At 58.4% G+C, this 17,924-nt stretch carries 20 protein-coding genes; 12 read left to right on the top strand and 8 right to left on the bottom strand.

Going from position 1 to position 17,924, the window contains the following annotated elements:
- Positions 1–25: 25 nt before the first annotated feature.
- Positions 26–1,588: a DHA2 family efflux MFS transporter permease subunit gene (locus DWU99_RS05510; RefSeq protein ID WP_115476956.1), complete on the bottom strand. Its 1,563-nt coding sequence runs from the start codon at positions 1,586–1,588 to the stop codon at positions 26–28.
- Positions 1,589–1,969: 381 nt separating this feature from the next.
- Here DWU99_RS05510 and DWU99_RS05505 point away from each other — a divergent pair, with 381 nt between their 5' ends.
- From DWU99_RS05505 to DWU99_RS05490, 4 genes are read left to right on the top strand one after another with little or no spacing between them, the layout of a single operon-like run.
- Positions 1,970–2,596 carry a TetR/AcrR family transcriptional regulator gene (locus tag DWU99_RS05505; RefSeq protein WP_199535700.1) on the top strand — a complete coding sequence of 209 codons (627 nt, stop codon included), beginning with the start codon at positions 1,970–1,972 and terminating at the stop codon, positions 2,594–2,596.
- Between the two features lie 29 nt (positions 2,597–2,625).
- Positions 2,626–3,042 (top strand): response regulator, encoded by a 417-nt coding sequence (locus DWU99_RS05500; protein ID WP_147292893.1) that lies wholly within the window; start codon positions 2,626–2,628, stop codon positions 3,040–3,042.
- Positions 3,033–3,731, top strand: coding sequence for a potassium channel family protein (locus DWU99_RS05495; protein WP_115476953.1), 699 nt, complete (start codon positions 3,033–3,035; stop codon positions 3,729–3,731). Before DWU99_RS05500 ends, DWU99_RS05495 begins: the two co-directional genes overlap by 10 nt.
- Positions 3,732–3,763: 32 nt before the next feature.
- On the top strand, positions 3,764–4,324 hold the full coding sequence (locus tag DWU99_RS05490; protein WP_115476952.1) for a MarR family winged helix-turn-helix transcriptional regulator: 561 nt from the start codon (positions 3,764–3,766) through the stop codon (positions 4,322–4,324).
- A 35-nt stretch (positions 4,325–4,359) separates the two neighbouring features.
- Here the strand turns inward: DWU99_RS05490 and DWU99_RS05485 are convergent, their stop codons facing one another.
- Positions 4,360–5,277, bottom strand: a complete 918-nt coding sequence (locus DWU99_RS05485) for a LysR family transcriptional regulator (protein ID WP_115476951.1) — start codon at positions 5,275–5,277, stop codon at positions 4,360–4,362.
- Positions 5,278–5,412: 135 nt separating this feature from the next.
- On the opposite strand from DWU99_RS05485, the gene DWU99_RS05480 reads away from it, so the two are divergent.
- A complete protein-coding gene (locus DWU99_RS05480) occupies positions 5,413–6,279 on the top strand; it encodes an NmrA family NAD(P)-binding protein (RefSeq protein WP_115476950.1) in 867 nt (288 codons plus the stop codon).
- Positions 6,280–6,392: 113 nt separating this feature from the next.
- Here the strand turns inward: DWU99_RS05480 and DWU99_RS05475 are convergent, their stop codons facing one another.
- Positions 6,393–7,280 carry a LysR family transcriptional regulator gene (locus DWU99_RS05475; protein ID WP_115476949.1) on the bottom strand — a complete coding sequence of 296 codons (888 nt, stop codon included), beginning with the start codon at positions 7,278–7,280 and terminating at the stop codon, positions 6,393–6,395.
- Between the two features lie 118 nt (positions 7,281–7,398).
- On the opposite strand from DWU99_RS05475, the gene DWU99_RS05470 reads away from it, so the two are divergent.
- The 4 genes from DWU99_RS05470 (at position 7,399) to DWU99_RS05455 (ending at position 12,444) form a co-directional block, all read left to right on the top strand.
- A complete protein-coding gene (locus tag DWU99_RS05470) occupies positions 7,399–8,139 on the top strand; it encodes an SDR family oxidoreductase (protein WP_115476948.1) in 741 nt (246 codons plus the stop codon).
- A 65-nt stretch (positions 8,140–8,204) separates the two neighbouring features.
- Positions 8,205–9,116, top strand: a complete 912-nt coding sequence (locus DWU99_RS05465) for an SDR family oxidoreductase (protein ID WP_115476947.1) — start codon at positions 8,205–8,207, stop codon at positions 9,114–9,116.
- 167 nt (positions 9,117–9,283) lie between these two features.
- Positions 9,284–10,846 carry an alpha-N-arabinofuranosidase gene (locus DWU99_RS05460; RefSeq protein WP_115476946.1) on the top strand — a complete coding sequence of 521 codons (1,563 nt, stop codon included), beginning with the start codon at positions 9,284–9,286 and terminating at the stop codon, positions 10,844–10,846.
- Positions 10,846–12,444, top strand: a complete 1,599-nt coding sequence (locus tag DWU99_RS05455) for a GH39 family glycosyl hydrolase (protein ID WP_425476797.1) — start codon at positions 10,846–10,848, stop codon at positions 12,442–12,444. The genes DWU99_RS05460 and DWU99_RS05455 overlap by 1 nt, the downstream gene beginning before the upstream one ends.
- Positions 12,445–12,502: 58 nt before the next feature.
- Here DWU99_RS05455 and DWU99_RS05450 read toward each other — a convergent pair whose 3' ends face one another.
- The 4 genes from DWU99_RS05450 to DWU99_RS21170 form a co-directional block, all read right to left on the bottom strand.
- Entirely contained in the window at positions 12,503–12,727 is a 225-nt protein-coding gene (locus DWU99_RS05450; RefSeq protein WP_115476944.1) for a hypothetical protein, read from the bottom strand.
- A gap of 244 nt (positions 12,728–12,971) precedes the next feature.
- Complete coding sequence (locus DWU99_RS20780) at positions 12,972–13,187, bottom strand: hypothetical protein (RefSeq protein ID WP_147292892.1); 216 nt, start codon at positions 13,185–13,187, stop codon at positions 12,972–12,974.
- A gap of 37 nt (positions 13,188–13,224) precedes the next feature.
- The gene (locus tag DWU99_RS21395; protein ID WP_115476943.1) at positions 13,225–13,488 is read right to left on the bottom strand and encodes a hypothetical protein; all 264 of its coding nucleotides are present in this window, start codon (positions 13,486–13,488) and stop codon (positions 13,225–13,227) included.
- Positions 13,489–13,577: 89 nt separating this feature from the next.
- Positions 13,578–13,748 (bottom strand): hypothetical protein, encoded by a 171-nt coding sequence (locus DWU99_RS21170; protein ID WP_233510879.1) that lies wholly within the window; start codon positions 13,746–13,748, stop codon positions 13,578–13,580.
- Positions 13,749–14,383: 635 nt separating this feature from the next.
- Here DWU99_RS21170 and DWU99_RS05440 point away from each other — a divergent pair.
- From DWU99_RS05440 to DWU99_RS05425, 3 genes are all read left to right on the top strand, one after another.
- Positions 14,384–14,569: a hypothetical protein gene (locus DWU99_RS05440; RefSeq protein ID WP_115476942.1), complete on the top strand. Its 186-nt coding sequence runs from the start codon at positions 14,384–14,386 to the stop codon at positions 14,567–14,569.
- A 393-nt stretch (positions 14,570–14,962) separates the two neighbouring features.
- Positions 14,963–15,502 (top strand): 2'-5' RNA ligase family protein, encoded by a 540-nt coding sequence (locus DWU99_RS05430; protein ID WP_158543236.1) that lies wholly within the window; start codon positions 14,963–14,965, stop codon positions 15,500–15,502.
- Between the two features lie 243 nt (positions 15,503–15,745).
- Complete coding sequence (locus tag DWU99_RS05425; protein WP_115476939.1) at positions 15,746–15,958, top strand: cold-shock protein; 213 nt, start codon at positions 15,746–15,748, stop codon at positions 15,956–15,958.
- 1,088 nt (positions 15,959–17,046) lie between these two features.
- Here DWU99_RS05425 and DWU99_RS05420 read toward each other — a convergent pair.
- Entirely contained in the window at positions 17,047–17,892 is an 846-nt protein-coding gene (locus DWU99_RS05420) for a helix-turn-helix transcriptional regulator (protein ID WP_115476938.1), read from the bottom strand.
- Positions 17,893–17,924: the final 32 nt, after the last annotated feature.

The raw sequence follows: 17,924 nt of genomic DNA, 5'->3' as shown, positions 1-17,924 counted from the left end.
GTTTTTGAATGCTTGTTTGCATGGCTCAATGACCGCCAGCCGTCGCGGCCCCGGCAACCGCGTCTTTGCTTGGATGAGTGATCCAGATCAATGGAATGATCACTATGAAAAGCACGGCGGATAGCCAGGAAATGTCGTTGAGTCCAAGCATGGCCGCTTGTGCGCTCAGGCCCGATTCGAAGAAGGCCAGCGCGTTGGACGCACCGACGTTGAGTGTGGACTGAACCTGGGCGATTCCGTGCGTGTAAATCGGGTTGTACGCATTGGCCTGCTCGATGAGCCTGGCATGATGCAGGATCGTTCGGTCGCTCCAGCCCGTGGTCAACAAGGACGTCCCCACGGCACCGGCGAAGATGCGCACGAAGTTCGACAGTCCGGCAGCGGCAGGAATTTTGTCGTGAGGAAGCCCCGAAAGAATGATCGCAGTCAGGGGCACGAAGAACAGCGCCATGGGGATACCCTGCAGTAGCGTCGGCAGTACTAGCGTATAGGCATCCAGATTGGGTACGTAATTGGCCCGCATGAAGAAGACGCCAGCGAACCCAAGGAAAGCCAGGGTGGCCAGTATGCGTGCATCGGACTTGGGCATGATCTTGCCCATCACCGGCGCGAGTATCACCGCAAAGATTCCAAGCGGCGCCGTTACCTTGCCTGCATCCATGGCGCGGTATCCCAGGTATTCCTGAATCCACTGCGGCAGGAGCACCAGATTCGCAAAGAAGACCGCATAAGCCACGGAAATCGCCACGGTGCCGCCCAGGAAGTTGCGTCCTTTGAATAGTCGCAGATCCACGATCGGCTTTTCCTCGGTGAATTCCCAGATGAGGAAGAACACGAAACTGAGCAGGGCGAACACGGCCAGCGCGCAGATCACCGGCGAGTTGAACCAGTCCAGATCCTTGCCTTTGTCCAGCATGATCTGCAGAGAGCCGACCCAGCAGACCAGCGAGATCAGGCCGACGGTGTCGATAGGCAGCTTGCGCGATGGGGTCTCGCGGTCGCGATAGAGCGCCCAGACCACGGCTGCGGTGAACAGGCCGACCGGCACGTTGATATAGAAGATCCATGACCAGCTGTAGCTGTCGGTAATCCAGCCACCGAGCCAAGGGCCGGCGATGGGGCCGACCGTGGCCGTCATGGCCCATAACGACAAGGCGCTTGCGCTTTTGTTCTTGGGAAAAGTAGTGAGCAGCAAGGCTTGCGAAAGAGGCACGAGCGGGCCTGCCGCAACGCCTTGCAACACGCGCGCGATAAGCAGCACGGGCAGGTTGGGGGCGATACCGCACATCGCCGAGGTGATCACGAACAGCAGGATCGCCGCCACGAACAGCTTTACCTGGCCCACACGTTGCGTCAGCCAGCCGGTCAGCGGAATCGACACGGCGTTGGCGGCGGAAAACATCGTGATCACCCACGTACCGTCATCCACCGATACGCCCAGGTCGCCGGAGAGGGTGGGGATGGCGACATTGGCGATCGAGGAATCCAGTACGTTCATGAAGGTGGCAAGCGCCACCGCGAACGCACCCAACGCAAAGCGGATGCCCGTGAGCGGGGCCGGCGTCGCTGGGGTCGTTTGGGAGTTCATAAAGTGCCTGATGCCTTAACGAGTACGAAGGATTGAGTTCGGATAACTTGTCTGACAAGTCAGATAAATAGTTAAAAAAAACGGGCAAAACAGCCAGGAGGTGGGCAGAGGATGGCGGGTTACATCTGCCGGCTATCAGAGCGGTTTGCCATATTCTGATAATACAGTATCTGACTTTGCAGATAAATGCAATACCCCAAGCCGAGAATGTGCGAACAGGTGAGGGCGGGCGTCCGGTCCGGGACCGTGTGGCGCGAGAACGTACTTTTACCCGTCTTGTCATTGTGGTACGGTAACGTACATTACCACAAATCGACGGCCATTCCAGCCATGAATCACCCCCCCAAAAAGCGTCAAGCCAAAGCGGATCGGCGCCGGGCCATGCTGCAGGCGGCCGGCGAAGTCTTTTTCCTGCAGGGCTACGCGGCAACCAGCATCGACTCGATCATCGAGCGCGTGGGCGGATCCAAGCGCGCGATCTATCAAGAGTTCGGTAGCAAAGAAGGGCTCTTCGTCGCCTTCGTTTCTGAAAGCGCCAATCTGGCGATGGCTGCGCTGGATGACGCGCGCATCGAGCATCAAGGTTTGCGCGAAACCCTTGTTGAGTTCGGGTGCGATGTGACGAGCGCGCTGCTATCCCCGGGCTTCATTGGTGTCTATCGATCCATCCTCACCGAAGCGCTGCGGTTCCCGGAGCTAGCGAAGGCGTATTACGTCAACGGGCCTGGCAAGGCTCAGCATCGGGTTGCGCAAGTTCTAAACCACGCCAAAGAACGTGGGGAGATTCGCCTGGAGGACTGCGACATCGCCGCGGGCCATCTGCTTGGCATGTTGCGCGACAACTTGCATCTGCGCGTTGCCCTCGGTCTTAGTCCGCCACCCGGCCAAAAAGAAATCAAGAAGTACGTGACGTCGGCTGTCGACATCTTTCTGTATGGCATCAGTGCGGCTTCGCAACCAGTTGCTGATCAGAATCGCGTCGCGGCAAAGACCGCCAAAAGGAAATGAACCGAGCCGACGTGCACGCATTGAATATCATGGCCGTACCTTCCATTCCGCTCAGTTGCGCTCTCGTGCTGGAGGACGACTTGCCGGTGGCTGCGGACCTGTGCGACGCCATCGAGTCGGAAGGCCTGCTCACACTGCTCGTTTCCGTCAACGACTCCTCGGGTGCGGTGTCGCTGATCAGGCAGGATCACTTGCTGGCCGTCGCCGTGGTGGACATCAGTCATCCGCGTAGTACGACGTACGCGATGATGGATCTCCTTCGAGCCGAAGGCGTACCGACTGTTTGCGTTTCCACGGACCCGTCGATTTCGCTATCTGGCCCGTATGCTTCGCTGCCGCTTTTCACAAAGCCTCTCGACTTTTGCGGCCTGCAACGGATCATGCGCGATATCGCGGTCAAAAGGGGCCATGAAGCAGCTTTGGGAGGTGCCCGGTCATGTGGATGATCAGGCAGCTCGCGGATCGCATGTCGCAACAGCGCGATAAGTGGCGTGATCCGGCACTATCGTTCCTGTTGGTGATGCAGTGCTTCACGATTTACTGCGTTGTGCCTGCTGCAGCGACATCGTCGCGGCTTCCATCAAGTGTCGTAGGCGTTCTGCCGCTGATCTTCGCTTCGTGTGTGATCTTTGCAACCCACAAGGGATCGCCGCTCATGATTGGCCTGGCGGCACTGTTGCTGTCGGCCATCATTGCCGTATTGGAGCGCTTCAACAGTCTGAAAGACTTTCTCGTGGCCGAAGACGCCTTGGCGATCGCCACGTTCATGTTGTTGACGATTGCGGTCTTTAGAGCCGTATTCGCTCCCGGGCGTTTTACGGGACATCGCGTATTGGGTTCGATTGCCCTCTATCTGAATATCGGGCTGCTCTTCGGCCTTGTCTTTCGATTGATCAACACGGTGTCACCCGGGGCGTTCGCGAATTTGCCGCCCAATTCGGACCAGTCGGCGCTTCGCGCGGCCCTTGAATACTTTTCGTTTTCCATTCTGACGTCGGTGGGATTTGGAGACATCATTCCCGTGAGCCCCATCGCCAGAAGTTTGTCCGTGCTGGAGGCTTCCGTCGGACATTTGTATCCCGCAACGCTTCTTGCCCGCGCGGTCACCAAAATCATGCGCGTGCGAGGAGATTGATCCCTGTCCTCAAGGATCGCGCAACTCTACCCATGGCAAAGAACCTGAAGCATTTGATTGGAGTAACGGTGATGATCCCTTCACGAGCCGCCTGTCACGTTTCCGACCTATCGCAAAGTCTGGCCCATCTTACGGGGCGAGCCAACATGGCCATATGGTCGTTCATCACCCAGCATACCTACGCGCTCGGCGGCATAACGGGGATGCAGGCAAGCGTTCTTCTGCTGGTAAGGGACCGCAGCGACGTTACCTCTATCGACCTCGCGCGACAGTACAAGGTGCAGCCTAGCTCGATCACGGGATTGGTGGATCGCCTGGTGCAGAGGGGCTTGGTGGTACGCGTTCCCAGCGATCACGATAGGCGCGTCGCTTACCTTCGCGCTACGGATGACGGCGCGGCATTGGCAGATCAATTGGGACCTTTGTTCGATACGACCATGGAGTCGCTGACGGACGGGATTCGTGACGCGGATTTGGCAATTTTTCAAAATTGCCTGAAGCACATCGCCTTGAATGCGCGCGCAGCCGAGGAGGCAGCTTCCCTCCATGCGGAGGGAATGGCCGATAAGGTGCCGCTTGCAGCATGCAAGTAACGCTGCGCTATGCAGATCCAGGCGAACTTCAGGCACTAATTGTTCGTTGGCTCAAGCACCGACGTAACGACGAAATCGATGAAGGCCCGAACCTTGGCCGCGGGAAGATGGCGCGACGGATACAAGGCATAGAGAGGGAAACCCTCGCATTGCCAATCGGGTAACAGTTCGATCAGTTCGCCGGCGGCGAGCTGGTCGCGGATGCCGATGGCTTTCATGCGCGCGATTCCTGCACCCGCCAGACATGCGCCCAGCAGGGTTCCGGCTTCGTTGACTACCAGTCGTCCATGCACACTTGCCGTGAGCGTTTTCCGGTTGCGCCGATAGTGCCAATCCCGCATCAGTTGTCCGGTGAGTGAGTTACGCACCAGGATGCATTCGTGTTGTGCCAGATCGTTCGGGTTCGCTGGCGTACCGTGTTTTTCCAGATAAGCCCGCGCGGCGACAGTGATCGTGCGCGTCTCGGCGAGTTTGCGGGCGATGAGCGAGGACTCGGGCGGTTCACCAAAGCGGACGGCGATGTCGAAACCTTCACCGACTAGGTCGCCAAGCTGATCCTTGACGACAAGTTCCAGCGCAATGTCCGGATGCATGTCCATGAAGCGCGCGACATGAGGGGCCAGCATCATGCGGGCGAAGAACGCGTCGACATTGACGCGCAGGCGCCCCCTTACGGTTTCGGCCGCGCCGGCGGTCATCACCACCGCGTTTTCGATGCCGTTCAATAGCGGCGCAACGTTTTCGAAGAATCGCCGGCCCTCGTCCGTCAACGATACCGACCGCGTATTGCGGTCCAGCAACCTTACGCCGATGCGTGCCTCCAGCCGCGATATCGCCCGGCTCACGCCCGAGGGCGACAGGCCAAGCGTTTCGGCGGCGCGGGAAAAGCCGCCGCTTTCGATGATCGCCGCCAGCACCCCGACATTCGAGATCACGCGCCCATCAAACGCCATTCGAAAATGTCCTTTGACTATATGTCATCAATTATTTGATCTGATTTCACTTCAGTCAATGGTGGTTAGTCACTACCTTACGCAGCACCGGGACTCGCTTCGTCCCCCATACCGCTTTTGACCAAGGAGAAATCCATGTACGCGATTACCGGAATCACCGGAAAAGTCGGCAGTGCCATGGCACGCGCCCTCTTGAACGCCAACCAGCCTGTACGAGCCATCGTCCGCGATGCTGAGAAGGGCAGGGCATTTGCCGAAAAAGGCTGTGAGGTGGCCATCGCCGACATGGACGACGCGGCATCGCTGACCGCCGCATTTCGAGGTGCCGAGGGCGTGTTCATCCTGCCGCCGTCCAATTTCGATCCGGCGCCGGGTTTCCCGGAAGCTCGCCAAGGTGCGGCGACCATCCGGCAGGCGCTTAGTGCCGCAGCTCCGGGAAGGGTGGTGTGCCTGTCGACGATTGGCGCCCAGGCGAAACAACCCAACCTGCTGACCCAGCGCACGATCCTCGAAGAGGCGTTGACCGGCCTGACGATGCCGCTGACGGTACTGCGTCCCAGCTGGTTTCTCGACAATCTGCAATGGGATGTCGAATCAGCACAACGGGATGGTGTCATCCATAGCTTCCTGCAGCCCGTCGATGCGACGTTCCCGATGGTCTCGACAGAAGATGTCGGACGCGTCGCGGCGGAGCTCATCCAGGAACAATGGGCCGGCACCCGTATCGTTGAGCTGGAAGGACCGCGCCGCGTATCTGCCAACGACATCGCCGCAGCGTTCACCAGAATCCTTGGCCGCACCGTCCGTACCGAGGTCGTGCCACGGGAAGACTGGGCCGGGCTCTTCCGCGCGCAGGGCATGAACGACCCCGTGCCGCGGATTCAGATGCTGGATGGCTTCAACGAAGGTTGGATCACTTTCGAAGGCGAAGACACCAGCATTCGCAAGGGACGGGTCGATCTGGATCAGGCAGTCCGTGCACTGGTCGAAGGCGCACGCTAGCGCAGGCAGATGGCATCGACGATGGATGACGCCGTTGTGTTGACGGTGGTCGATGCCTGCTTTCGACTCAACGGAACGTGCCACGTATCAAGGAGACCGGCGCTGCGTGACTTTTATGCCTGGGCGAATGCTTGTGTCACCCATTCGATGAAGACGCGGACGCGTGGCGAGAGTTGCCGGCTGTGCGGATAAAGCAGCGATACCGGCGTCGGCGAGGGTGGAAAATCGGGAAGAACAGTAACCAGTGTTCCCGCAGCCAGATCTGCTTGTACGTGGTAGCGAGGCACCTGGATCAATCCGAGCCCAAGCTTGGCCGCCGCGACGTAGGTCTCCGCACTGGTGACGGTCACCGTCGAGGGCAGTGCGACGTTTCGCAGATTGCCGTTGACGGTGAACTCAAGCGGCAGTGCCATGCCGCTGGCCGATGATACGAAGCCGATGCTGGCGTGCCCCGTGAGATCGTCGATGCTGATCGGGTTGCCGTAACGCGCCACATAGGCAGGACTCGCGCACGTCACTTCTTCGAGCAATGCAACGCGCCGCCCTATCATCGCGCTGTCGTGCAAGTCGCCCACGCGCAGGACGCAATCGATGCCTTCACGGACCAGATCGACAAGGCGATCCCCTTCGCCGATATGCAGTTGAAGATCCGGATACCTGACGAGAAAAGCGGGGAGCGCCGGCAACACGAAATGGCGCGTCAGCGTGCCATGGACATCGATCCGCAATAAACCTCGTGGCTTGGCATCGCTGAAGGCCGCCTCGGCATCTTCGACGTCGCCCAGAATCGCGATGCAACGGCGGTAATACGCTTCGCCGTCGAGCGTGGCTTTTACGTGGCGTGTGGTTCGCTGCAGCAGCCGCACCCCCAGCCGCTTTTCCAGATCCTGGATGACTTGCGTGGCCGTTGAACGAGGCCATTCGAGGTCCTGGGCGGCCAGGGTGAAGCTCTGACGCTCGACGATCCGGGTGAATAACCGCATGACGTCCAGGCGGTCCATATCGACCTCATTGTTCGCCGATGGAGAATTCTGTTACCAGATTAGCACTGATTATTCATCCAAGTTGAAAGCCTAGAGTTCTTCCAAGCCGGCACGGTGCCGGACCCGGAGAAAACTCATGAATAAGCAAACTCAGAAAGTCGCCCTGGTGACCGGCGCTTCGCGTGGCATCGGCGCCGCCATCGCACAACGCCTGGCGAACGACGGTTTCACGGTCATCGTCAACTACGCAGAAAACGCCGCGCCGGCCGAAGCCCTGGTGCGCACGATCGAGCAGGCGGGTGGGCATGCGTTGGCGGCAAAGGCCGATGTCAGCGATGCCGCCGATGTCCGTCGGCTTTTCGATGCCGCGGAGACCGCTTTTGGCGGTGTGGATGTGTTGGTCAACAACGCCGGCATCATGAACCTTGCCAGCATCGCCGATGCCGATGATGCCTCGTTCGATCGCCAGATCGCCGTCAATCTGAAAGGTACGTTCAACACGCTGCGCGAAGCGGCGACGCGTTTGCGCGCAGGCGGCCGCATCATCAATTTTTCCTCGAGCGTAGTCGCGTTGTTGCAGCCGACCTATGCGGTGTACGCCGCAACCAAAGCCGGTGTCGAAGCGATGACGAGCGTGTTCGCCAAAGAGTTGCGTGGGCGCGACATCACCGTCAATGCCGTTGCGCCGGGTCCGACTGCGACGGATCTGTTCCTCAAGGGCAAGCCGCAGGAAGTGGTCGATCGTCTGGCCAAGCTGGCGCCTCTGGAGCGGCTGGGACAGCCCGGCGATATCGCCAATACCGTCGCTTTCCTGGCAGGCCCGGATGGTGGGTGGGTCAACGGCCAGGTGTTGCGCGCCAATGGCGGAATCATCTGATCGCGCGCGGATATCGGCGCGCACCGTCGCGCATTTTCCAACGTTCAACGCAAGGAAACCTAATCATGAAACAAGTCATCGTCATCACCGGGGCATCCAGTGGCTTTGGTGCGCTTGCCGCACGAGCCCTTGCTCACGCCGGGCACACCGTCTACGCGAGCATGCGTGAAACCACGGGCCGCAATGCGCCTCAGGTTGCCGCCGTGCAACAGTATGCGGCTGAGCATGCTGTCGACCTGCGTACGGTCGAACTGGATGTCGCCTCGGAGGCATCCTGCGAAGCGGGCATCCAGGAGATTATCGCGGCGCACGGGCGTCTTGATGTGATCATCCATAACGCCGGCCATATGTCGTTTGGTCCCGCCGAGGCTTTTACGCCGGAGCAATTCGCGCAGCTCTACGACATCAACGTGCTGAGCACGCAGCGTGTGAATCGCGCCGCACTTCCGCAGTTGCGCAAACAAGGGCGGGGGCTGGTGATCTGGGTTTCCAGCAGCAGTGCACGCGGCGGTACGCCACCTTATCTTTCACCTTACTTTGCCGCGAAGGCCGCGATGGATTCGCTTGCTGTCAGCTACGCCAGCGAGCTATCGCGCTGGGGCATCGAAACCTCGATCATCGTGCCGGGAGCGTTTACGAAAGGCACCCATCATTTCGCTCATTCGGGCTCGCCTTCCGATAAAGCCCGCGCGGCCGAATACGATCAGGGCCCTTACGCCGGTCTTCCGGAGCAAAGCCTCAAGGGTCTCGCTTCGCTGGAACCTGCCGATGCCGATGTCAGTGCTGTCGCGGACGCCATCGTGCATGTGGTGGATACGCCATTCGGAAAACGCCCATTCCGCACGCATATCGACCCTTCACAGGACGGTTGCGAGATCGTCAACGGTGTCGCCGATCGCGTTCGTGCGGAGATGTTTCGGCGCATCGGGCTGGAGGATTTGCTTCACCCGCGAGAACTCGTGCAGTCGGCGAGTTGAGGCAAACCCAACCAAGGCAGAACGAGACGGCACGGACTCTGTGCCGTCTCCTTTATCGTTTTTATCGTTCCCTCTGATGGGGCTCTGATCAAAATCATAAAAGCCTCCCTCTGGAAATCATTACCCGGAATTTGCTCGACTCTCCCTATGACTGTGGGGAGATGCTCATGAAGGGAAAGGTTCGGGCGTGGAGAGGCGGCCTTTTCACCTTGCTGGTGCTGGCATCGGGTCATGGATACGCAGATGTCGCGCAGGAGGCCCAGGTCATCGTGCATGCAGATCGGCCCGGGCCGGTCATCCATCCGGAAATCTACGGCCAGTTCGCCGAACAGCTCGGGCGCGGCATCTACGGTGGTATCTGGGTCGGGGAACATTCCTCCATTCCCAATATCAGGGGATATCGCAAGGACGTTGTCGACGCGTTGAAGGCGATCAAGGTGCCGGTCATTCGCTGGCCCGGCGGCTGCTTTGCCGATCAATACGACTGGCGCGACGGCATTGGCCCGCGTGACAAGCGGCCCGTGCGCATGAATGCGTCCTGGGGCGGCGAGGACAGCAACCAGTTCGGTACGCATGAGTTCATGGATTTCGCCGAGCTGATCGGCGCCAAGACTTACGTCAACATCAATGTCGGCACGGGTACGCCGCGTGAGATGAGCCAATGGATCGAATACATGACCGCGGACGGCCATTCGAGCCTGGCGCAGCAGCGGCGCGCGAACGGACGCGACAAGCCATGGAAGCTCGATTACGCCGGCATCGGTAACGAGATGTGGGGGTGCGGCGGGTCCATGCGTCCGCAGTTCTATGCCGACGTCTACCGTCAGTACGCAACATTCGTGCACGCACCGAGCAACGCGCCTGTCGTCAGGGTCGCGAGTGGCGCGAATGCCGGCGACGTTGGCTGGACGGATACCGTCATGTCGATCGCGGGCAGCCAGATCGATGCGATCAGTCTGCACGACTACACCATTCCGACCGGCGACTGGTCGCACAAAGGCTCGGCCACGCAGTTCGGCGAGGATGAATGGATGTCCACGCTGCAGGGTGCTTTGCGCATGGACGATCTCATCGCGAGGCACAGCGCGGTGATGGATAAATACGATCCCAAGAAACGCGTGGCGCTGGTCGTCGACGAATGGGGTAACTGGATGGATCGGGACCCCGGCGCGGGCGACGCCGCGCTCTATCAGCAGAACAGCCTGCGCGACGCGCTTTCGGCAGCCGTCACGCTGGACATCTTCCAGGCGCATGCAGACCGCGTGCGCATGGCCAACATCGCGCAAATGGTGAACGTGCTGCAGGCGATGATCCTCACCGACCAGTCGAGGATGGTGTTGACGCCGACGTATTACGTGTTCGACATGTACAAGGTGTTCCAGGGTGCCACTTATCTGCCGGTCGACGTGCAGGCACCGGTGTATCGCTACGGGAATGTCTCGGTGCCGGGTGTCCACGCCACGGCGGGACGCGATGCTGCCGGTGTCGTGCATGTGGCGCTGGTGAATCTCGACCCGCACCACGCAGACACTGTTCGCCTGACGGTCCTGGGCGTCAAAGGATCGGCGGTGCAGGGGCGCGAGCTGACTGCCTCGGAGATCAACGCCATCAACACGTTCGATCATCCGGATCGGGTCAGGCCAGTCGCCTTTGATGGCGCAACATTCAAGCACGGAGTGGTGACGGTTGTGTTGCCGCCGAAATCCGTGGTCGTGCTGGATCTTCACTGATGCGCGCCCGACGGATGAACCTTATGTTGCGCGTGTCGTTGGCAGCGATTGTTCTTTGCGTTATGGCGCCTGCGGCACACGCTGATCAACATGTCCGGCACATCACTGTTGACGTCGATGGTGCGTCATCGCCGCTTGATCGCTACTACGAATTGTCCATCGGCTCGGACTATCCGGGAACGCTGATGCGCGAGGACAGCCTCGCTCAGCTCGAGACCGTAAGCGAGGAATTGGGTCCGCGTTATATCCGCTTCCATGCCATTTTTCACGATGTGCTGGGCACGTATCGGGAAGTGAACGGCAAGCCGGTCTACGATTGGACGAAGATCGACCGCCTTTACGACAGATTGCTTGCGATAGGTATCCGGCCTTTCGTCGAGCTGGGATTTACCCCGGAGGCGATGAAGACATCCGACCAGCACATCTTCTACTGGAAGGGCAACACCTCGCGTCCGCAACTTCCCAAATGGACAGGCTTGGTCGAGGCCTTCGTCCGTCATCTGGAACGACGCTACGGACAACAAGAAATCAGGACCTGGTATTTCGAAGTCTGGAACGAGCCCAACCTGCCCGGTTTCTGGCAGGGCGGTGATCAAAAGGCGTATTTCGATCTTTACGATGCCACCGCGCGAACCATCAAGCAGGTGGATCCGCAGTTGAGAGTGGGTGGACCAGCCACCGCCGGTGCGGCATGGGTGCCTGAGTTGATACGGCACACGGTGCAGGCCGGCGTGCCGCTCGATTTCATCACCACACATACCTACGGCGTGGACGGCGGGTTCCTCGACGAGCATGGCGAAAGCGACACGAAGCTGTCGCCGTCTCCGGATGCGATCGTCGGCGACGTGCGTCGCGTGCGCGCGCAGATCGACAGTTCCGCCAGGCCCGGGTTGCCGCTTTACTTCACCGAATGGAGCACCAGCTACACGCCGCGCGACCCGGTGCACGACTCGTATGTGAGTGCTGCGTACATTCTCAGCAAGCTCAAAGCCTGTGAAGGTATGGCGCAAGGCATGAGCTACTGGACCTTCAGCGATTTGTTCGAAGAGCCCGGCCCGCCGACCGCGCCATTCCAGGGAGGGTTTGGCTTGCTGAATCCACAAGGCATACGCAAGCCGGCTTATTTCGCCTACAAATACCTGCATCGCCTGGGCCGCACCGAACTGAAAACCGACGATGCGCAAAGTCATGTCACGTGGAACGACCATGTGCTCAAGGCGCTGGTCTGGGATTTCGTCTCGCCCAAGCAGGAGCAGAGCGATCGGTCGTTCTATACCAAGGTTTTTCCATCGCAACCGGCGCGAATGGTGAGCCTCGATCTTCAGCATATGCAGCCAGGCAACTACCAGGTGGCCATCTATAGGACGGGCTACGATGCCAACGATGCCTATTCGGCTTACTTGCGCATGGGTTCACCCGCAACACTTAGTGACGACCAGTTGCGGCAACTGCAGGTCACGACCGCGGATCGTCCCGAACTGCGCGCGCTGGCGATCAGTTCGAATGGCATAGCAAGCTTGCCCATTTCCATGCGATCCAATGATGTCGTCTTGGTGGAAGTTCTCGCCAAGCGCCAGGCTTCCACCTGGAATCATTGAATATTCCTAGCTACCGGCGCTGGATGCCACCCGTCTTGAAGGTGGGCCCGCCTGGTTCTCAGTGCCACTTGATCCGGTTCTCCCGGATCGACACCTCGACCAATCGTTTACATGTCATCAGCACCTTGTCGTGGCTGGCGCCGTGCCCGCTAAAGGGTGAATGGAACCGATTAAGCGCCTTCCCATCACAGGTCACATGGGCACTCAAGCCTTGGTGATCAATGGTCAGCGTGTAGTAGAAGCGATGCCCTGCATGCTCGAATAAATGACCGGTCGTTGCCATGGGGCTCCTCCTCGGCGTGCAGCCGAAAGGATAGCGCAGCATCGGCAAGGCGGCGTGATATCGCCGGCAGGGAGCTCGCCGAACCAGATTCCCAGGTGGCGGACGTGACCTGCTTGTTCGAATGAACGCACGGGTAAAGCAAGATGAGAAGGGCGCGTCAAATCATTCTGCAAGATCTCAGTGCGGTATGCGGATTTCCGTTCTCGGCACCGCATGCACAACGGCGAGAATCAAAGGGAAAGCCTCATGAAGGCTTCTCCATCTCGTGGACGTTTCGCTTGTCTGAGGTGCCATGGCGCAGCGCTGCAAAGACTGCCTGCGCTTCGCTCGGGAAGCATTCGCCGGTGATCCCGAATCGGCCTTTGATCGCCAGGCCATCACGCAATAAGCGCCAGCACCCACGCCAGTGGCCCAAGGAATCGGGGCCATCCGCCCATGCATCGATCGAAATGAGGGGCACAGCGACCTCCACTGGCGAATGTCCGACGTTTGGACGTCTACTTCTGACTCGAATCTATCTTCGCGGGCAAGGTGGCGCCAGGTGCGCCTGCCGTGGACTCCGCCGGTCCAGGCTTACGAAGAAACGGGGTGTTGCCAAGTACCTCTATACGGCCGCCGGCCTTGTTGAAGGCCGCAATATCCGAAGCAATGCGTTCACTGGTCAGCGCCTTGTCAGATGTCGCCCTGGTAGCGGAGCGCGTAGCAGAATTGGGAATGGTGAGCGGCGATCCATTTGTGTCGCGTAGGCGAGTATTAGACATGAGAGAGGTCCTCACATTTCAGGATGATGGTGATCAAGCGAACACGGTTGCAGAAGCGGTCTCATTTGGACCTTTGACTTCACTGGTACTTAGTCCATATGCGAGGCATTGCGCGCCAAACGTTTTCCAGATCGAAAATCTTTGGCTTTCTCGGCGACGGAGAACTTGCCGTCCGTAAAAATCGAATGAATACCGGCAACCAAATAAAGGCCGACTATATCGATGGATTCAATGTCTACACGATGGATTAACTTGCCCACCATACTCCTAAACGGTAACGCATGCAGTGAGCTCATAGGCGTTGGAGCTCGCTTGAGGCCGTAATCAGCGCGCGCCGAGGTATTGTCGGATCAGTGCTGGAGTCCGCGGAGAATTGCTAATTAGCGGATATAGGCGCATGATGAGGTGGTGCCGGGTGCGTATCGAACCCGCCATCTCACCTGCGAATATTTCCTCGCCTCTGAGTTGTTGCCTTGCTCGCGCCCTGCAAGGACCCGCTCCATCACCATTGTGTAGCGCTTCTTTCGCTACCTAGAGGCCGATCAATCATGCCGCACCATGTTGAGCCGCTGTCGGCGGCACAGATTCATAGTGTTTACTCCTCCAACGTGGAACCCAGGAGTAAGGCGAGTGAAATCAAGGTGACTCGCTATTCGAAAACTTCTTTCTCGGGACGTGATCCGGATCATCCGGGGCATCCGCCGCCGATTCCACAATCGACAAGTAAGAAAAAGAAAGACTGATGATCCATCCAGCCTAAGGGTGGCATGTCTCTCTTTGTACGCATGCATTGCATGTTGCTCACTCCGTCGCAAGCGTGTGCAAGCACACAAAGTTCAGCCGATTCCTTGTCTATGAAGCTGGCATCACGCCAACTCGTTCCTGGATTACAGTCATGAAAATCAAAGACTCCCATGATGGGGGCACGCGCAGCGGTTCTGCGGAAATCGTTCGGCTTGTCCCGAGGCTGCACCTAGTGCCTCCCTTGCGCAGTGGCGCGGTTCTTGTCGAGCTGTTTCAGGCGCCCGGCAACGTGCCGCCAACCCTGACGATTGTCGAGACTCCCGAACAGGATGCGTAGGGGCAAGAGTGGGCAATGGCTATAGATAGCTCGGATCTAACGGCTTTGGAGCGTCGTGTTGTGCGTTCGCTCATGAGGCACGCCCTGACCAGTTGGGATCGCGAAAACATGACGGCAGCGCGAATGTTCGGGCTACAACAGAAAGGCATTATCGTTCGCGAGAGCGGGCACTGGAGACTCACGACGCTCGGCGTCAAGTTCGCATCGGCGACGCTTTAGCGCATCTCCCCAACGTGTGAAACCGGCCGTCCGGACCCTCTGGCAGAGATGAATTGAAGCCGCGGATGACTATTCATCCGTCGCGACTTCATCGACTCAAGCCATACTCATATGCCCACGGCACCGAATACGTGGAGCAGACAACTGCCAGCCCGATCTCCACCGGAAGCCGCCATGCATAGCCTTCCCGCCGCCCGTCATTTGCTGGCGCTGCGTCTTCCAGAAGTCGACTTGCTGTTCGGTGACTTACGCAATCGCTACAACACGTCGCCAGAGCGCTCGTTTGGAGCCCATATTGCCATTCACCCCAACTGGCCTCCGCCCAGCGGAGGGACTGAAGAAAGCCTGCAATTCCTGGCTTCGGTCTGCAGGTTTACAGCGCCCTTTGAAATCGCACTGGCACGGGTTGGCTATTTCCACAGGACGGTCTATCTGGCACCGGAGCCTACGGCCCCCATCTCCAGGCTGGAAATGCGGGTATCGAAACGCTTTCCATCTGACCGCTCAGAGGCACAACCATTCATGCCTCAGGTGTCGATGGCGAAAGGATTGCTACCCGATCAGGCAGTAGCGTTAGGCGCGGCCTTGGAACAACGGATTAAGCAGCGCAATGTATTAACTACCGTATGCAGTGAGTTGTCACTCATGGCATTCGAAGATGGTCAGTGGATGACGGCTCAAAGCTTCGCGTTGGGTTACATACCTCGCCATTGACGAGTCAGCGGCGCTTTTTGCGATAAAAGTAATGCGCGTTATGTGCCAATCTGAACAAAAAGCTGACTTTCATTTGCTTTTTAGGACAATGACCATTACTGTGCATGAGCTGAGTTTCAAGGGTCACCTTGAATTGTGGCCCGATGCTGTAGATAGAAGTTTCCCTACACCGTTGTACCCGCTTCCTCCTTGTAACCAGCTTTTGCCGCGATGCGGCCTCATCTGCTCCAAGGAGAAATAATCATGTCCCAAGCTGAAACCGGTACTGTGAAGTGGTTCAACGACGCCAAAGGCTTTGGCTTCATCAGTCGAGATAAGGGTGGCGACGACGTGTTCGTTCACTTCCGCTCGATTCAATCCTCGGGCTTCAAGAGCCTCCAGGAAGGTCAAAAGGTGTCCTTCACCGTGTCCCAAGGCCAAAGAGGCCTGCAGGCTGACCAGGTGCAAGTCATCTGAGTTCATTTGGTGTGTGGAAAAAGCCCGGTCTTGAGCCGGGCTTTTTCATTTCTGCTCTCGTCGTTCCGGCAGCCAGTCATCGAACTCATTGGCGAATGGATTAGTGGAGGCGGTGATACCAAAGCGCCTCTATGCCGGAACGCGTCGCAAATACTCTGGCGCGCCTCACTATGACGAAGTCATTTTCGACGAGGTGGCGGAGGTCGATAAAGCAACTTATGGTGCTTAGCGACAACGGGCAGCTTCGTGCAACTTCTCGCAACAGCGTCCACTGTCCACACGTCAAACCGTCAAATGGATGAGTTTGCATGACTTTGATGCACGACGCGCATCCGTGCACGCTACTGGGATGGGTAATGACCAAATTCAACCATCACCATACTCCTTTGCTCGATATCAAATGTTACTTTTATAGTGTTATGTGGTACGCCCCGCTTTCGTAGATGGTTAATCGGCGGATGCGTTTGTTGCGTGCATATGTCTCACTGTCGATGGCTATCAGGCACGCGACTTCTATCTGCAAAAACTAGGATGTTGTTGAATCCGTAGCGAATTCCAAAAATTGCTATTTAAGCTACGGGGGCGCATGATCAAACCATGTTGGGAGCGTATCGAGCCCAGCATCTCACCTGCGACCGCATGCTATCGCCTTTGAGTCTTGCCCTGCTTCTTGCTATGCACGGGCCCTCTCCAGTGCCGTCGCGCACTTTCGCGACTGTCTTTTTCAGGTAGGTCGATCATGCCCCGTAATAGTGAGCCGCTTTCAGCGGCGCAGATTCATGCTGTCTATGCATCCGATGGGGCGTCCAAGAGTAGGGAGGCTGTTACAGAGGCAGTTCGATATTCGAGGACTTCTGCTTATGTACGCGAACCGGCGCATTCAGAACGTTCGACGCAACGCTCCGATTTGTTGAACAGGAAGAAAAGGTATTGATCGCCGATTGTTCAGTGGGACTTTCTCCCTGTACGTGATGCGTCTCGGTTAGGCAGGGACGCCCTCACTGGGAAGGAGTCTCCGAAGAGGGCATGGATGCCTCGGTGAGTTCGGGCGATGTCACCGTTCGGTGCGGCTAGGAGGAGCACATTCGCTAACTCGCGGATGACTGCGCGTCCATCAGTGACGCAATCCGCTCGGCATCCGCAGGCGTTGCGGGGTTATAGACCACCATGCTGAGATCTGGTCGGCCGTCCACTGCGAAAGCCGAATATTCAAAAGAGATCGGGCCGAGTACCGGGTGCCGCATGTGCTTGACTCTCTCGCCATGCGGGCCTTGAACGTCATTCTCGCGCCACATCGCTCTGAACTCCGGGCTAAGCCGGCAGAGTTCTTCGACAAGCGGTTCCACTTCCTCCGCGGCTCCCGCGCGGGCTGCATCCACTCGGAACGCACCTAATACGAACCGCGCCACGCTTTCCCAGTCGTACTGCGATGCGCGAGGACGCGGATCGAGGAAAATGAAGCGCAGGATGTTTCGCTCTTCGGGCGGCAACGATCCATAGTCCATGATCATCGTGGTGGCTGCGCGATTCCACGCAACGACGTACCACGTGGCGGTCCTGATGATGGCGGGTACGGGGTTCAACGCGTCGAGAACGCGCTGCAGTCGCGGCGTGACGCCTTCATTCTTTTGATAGCGCACATCCGGCGGGCGACCGAGCCCGATCAGGAACAGGTGCTCGCGCTCGACGTCGGTGAGCATCAAGGCATGAGCGATTCGATCGAGCACATCGGCCGACGGCGCGCCGCCTCGGCCTTGCTCCAGCCATGTGTACCAGGTCGAACTGATGTTGGCGCGCTGCGCCACTTCCTCGCGACGCAGCCCTGGCGTACGGCGTCGCTCAGCGGAAAAACCGAATGCGGCCGGATCGAGCCTCAGGCGCCGGTTCTTCAGATAGATGCCGAGCTGGTTTTCGTGCGTGACCTGCGTGTTCATCCTATTAACCGTTATAACAGGATAATCTCACT

Source organism: Dyella psychrodurans, assembly GCF_003363265.1.
Lineage (GTDB): Bacteria > Pseudomonadota > Gammaproteobacteria > Xanthomonadales > Rhodanobacteraceae > Dyella_B > Dyella_B psychrodurans.
This window is presented reverse-complemented; position numbering and strand designations above follow the sequence as displayed.

Bases quoted from the DNA above. Each gene is read 5' to 3' on its own strand.
- DWU99_RS05510 (WP_115476956.1), bottom strand. From the start codon at position 1,588: ATGAACTCCCAAACGACCCCAGCGACGCCGGCCCCGCTCACGGGCATC.
- DWU99_RS05505 (WP_199535700.1), top strand. From the start codon at position 1,970: ATGCTGCAGGCGGCCGGCGAAGTCTTTTTCCTGCAGGGCTACGCGGCA.
- DWU99_RS05500 (WP_147292893.1), top strand. From the start codon at position 2,626: ATGGCCGTACCTTCCATTCCGCTCAGTTGCGCTCTCGTGCTGGAGGAC.
- DWU99_RS05495 (WP_115476953.1), top strand. From the start codon at position 3,033: ATGTGGATGATCAGGCAGCTCGCGGATCGCATGTCGCAACAGCGCGAT.
- DWU99_RS05490 (WP_115476952.1), top strand. From the start codon at position 3,764: ATGGCAAAGAACCTGAAGCATTTGATTGGAGTAACGGTGATGATCCCT.
- DWU99_RS05485 (WP_115476951.1), bottom strand. From the start codon at position 5,277: ATGGCGTTTGATGGGCGCGTGATCTCGAATGTCGGGGTGCTGGCGGCG.
- DWU99_RS05480 (WP_115476950.1), top strand. From the start codon at position 5,413: ATGTACGCGATTACCGGAATCACCGGAAAAGTCGGCAGTGCCATGGCA.
- DWU99_RS05475 (WP_115476949.1), bottom strand. From the start codon at position 7,280: ATGGACCGCCTGGACGTCATGCGGTTATTCACCCGGATCGTCGAGCGT.
- DWU99_RS05470 (WP_115476948.1), top strand. From the start codon at position 7,399: ATGAATAAGCAAACTCAGAAAGTCGCCCTGGTGACCGGCGCTTCGCGT.
- DWU99_RS05465 (WP_115476947.1), top strand. From the start codon at position 8,205: ATGAAACAAGTCATCGTCATCACCGGGGCATCCAGTGGCTTTGGTGCG.
- DWU99_RS05460 (WP_115476946.1), top strand. From the start codon at position 9,284: ATGAAGGGAAAGGTTCGGGCGTGGAGAGGCGGCCTTTTCACCTTGCTG.
- DWU99_RS05455 (WP_425476797.1), top strand. From the start codon at position 10,846: ATGCGCGCCCGACGGATGAACCTTATGTTGCGCGTGTCGTTGGCAGCG.
- DWU99_RS05450 (WP_115476944.1), bottom strand. From the start codon at position 12,727: ATGGCAACGACCGGTCATTTATTCGAGCATGCAGGGCATCGCTTCTAC.
- DWU99_RS21395 (WP_115476943.1), bottom strand. From the start codon at position 13,488: ATGTCTAATACTCGCCTACGCGACACAAATGGATCGCCGCTCACCATT.
- DWU99_RS05440 (WP_115476942.1), top strand. From the start codon at position 14,384: ATGAAAATCAAAGACTCCCATGATGGGGGCACGCGCAGCGGTTCTGCG.
- DWU99_RS05430 (WP_158543236.1), top strand. From the start codon at position 14,963: ATGCATAGCCTTCCCGCCGCCCGTCATTTGCTGGCGCTGCGTCTTCCA.
- DWU99_RS05425 (WP_115476939.1), top strand. From the start codon at position 15,746: ATGTCCCAAGCTGAAACCGGTACTGTGAAGTGGTTCAACGACGCCAAA.
- DWU99_RS05420 (WP_115476938.1), bottom strand. From the start codon at position 17,892: ATGAACACGCAGGTCACGCACGAAAACCAGCTCGGCATCTATCTGAAG.